Source organism: Sedimenticola hydrogenitrophicus (assembly GCF_025175675.1).
Taxonomy (GTDB): Bacteria; Pseudomonadota; Gammaproteobacteria; order Chromatiales; family Chromatiaceae; genus Sedimenticola; species Sedimenticola hydrogenitrophicus.
Genome location: NZ_JANIOA010000097.1, coordinates 1 through 1,652 on the forward strand (window position 1 = coordinate 1; position 1,652 = coordinate 1,652).

The 1,652-nt window shown below is 51.8% G+C and carries 1 protein-coding gene; it reads right to left on the minus strand.

Annotated features, from left to right (window positions below; translation table 11 throughout):
• Window positions 1-203: 203 nt before the first annotated feature.
• Window positions 204-1,547, minus strand: a complete 1,344-nt coding sequence (locus NPX02_RS21075) for an IS1380 family transposase (protein WP_260296034.1) — start codon at window positions 1,545-1,547, stop codon at window positions 204-206.
• Between the last annotated feature and the right edge of the window lie 105 nt (window positions 1,548-1,652).

Sequence of the window (1,652 nt, forward strand, 5' to 3'; positions counted from 1 at the left end):
CCTGAATCCGTAGCTTCACGAACGCACGCGCTCCACAAATATCAATTCAGACCAATTTAGCAAAACCACCCGTGTTTTGTATCGGATAGCGCCATTTTCAGTCTGTTTTTTTCACGGGTAACTGAAAATGATAATGGCTTACCTTATTCGACTGACACCGATCCCATCCGACATTAACAAACTACAGGGAAGTACCCGTTTCGTTAGCCGTAAGCCAGCGCTTTGTAGACGGCGCTGAAGGCATGCAGTGAGCGACAGCCTCTCCCAAACGACAGCTTGATCGAGCGCGATGTTTTAACTATGCGCGCCGCCACATACATCAGTTCCTGCATCACCGTCTTAATCCGTCGTCTTTTCGCTTTGCTTCGCTTTGGCGAGTCGGGACCCAGCAAGCCATTCTGGCCGACCCAGCGCAAAATATTGTAGGCCAGCATGCTGGCACCCAATACCAGTGCATTGGTGGCGAATTTACCCGAGGGCAGGCGCTCGATATCAAGGTCGGTCTTGAATTCGCTATGGAACTGCTCCGAGGTGCCGTGATCGGCGTAGAGTTGGATTACCGCTGGTTCGTCAATGGATAAACTGGTCCACCAGCCTTCCAATTCAATCTCCGGCGTCAACAGCAGCTGCCCTTTCTTGTCGATGGTTCGCTCAACCAGGCGCATGACACGCCGCACCCTGTACTCATAACCTTTCCATTGTCGTTGATGGTCGACGCTGAATATGGCAACACGTTTTCCATCACGCGGCGTTTCCCAGCGGCCATGCTGCTCGGCATAGGCAAGCCAGTCGTCTTTGCTTTCCTTTCGGGGGTTCCACTTGATCAGGAAGTCCACAGGCGTTCTGTCGGCGAATACCTGATTGTGTTCGAGGACCAGGTCAATATTTTCAATCGAGTCATTGCCGCCGTCGAGCCTGAGCAGCAGGGGCTGATCAGTGATTTGACGGGCGTGGCGCAATGCCCTGTCCAGCAGGGCCGGTGTATCCTTCTGGCAATGTTGCTTGCCTTCGCGCAACTCAAATTCCAGGCAATAACCCTCTTGTCCCAGATAAACCGGCATCGGGGCGTAGCCATCGCAACCTTTGTAGGTTCTCGATACCCCCTCTTTGTGGCTGCCGCTGTTATCCATGGGCGTGACATCGGCATCCAGCGGAATGTGGCCCGTTTTCAAGGGTTCCAGCGTTGGCTGAATATTGATCAGGAAATCCCGGCTCGCCTTTTCGATGATGGGCAAGAACGCCGCGGCATGATTGTCCATACGCTGGCGCAGGGTGGCTTCTGAGGGGATGTCGCCAATATCCATGGCACTCATGAAATAGAATTCACTTTCAATCGTATTGATGGCTTCAAAGTCGTTTTTACCAAGGCACAGCATGGCGAGATAGCTCTTCAGCACATCGGAATGCTTTATGCCGTGCCGAAGTGGAATTTGCGTATCAACCTCACGCGTAATATTTGTGTGGCGCTTGACGGCCTGGCCAATTAGTGCCAAACCACCATGGCTAACGATATCGGCATCTGACTGTTCGATTTTGAAGCGCTTCATGATTCACTCATCGGGTGATGTATTGTGAGCATGGATTTTATCAAAATATCCTGTAAATTACGCCATTGAATAGCCTGTTGGCGGCTTTGAAGCTACGGATTCAGG

Coding starts and splice junctions, on each gene's coding strand:
- NPX02_RS21075 (WP_260296034.1), bottom strand. CDS start 1,547: ATGAAGCGCTTCAAAATCGAACAGTCAGATGCCGATATCGTTAGCCAT.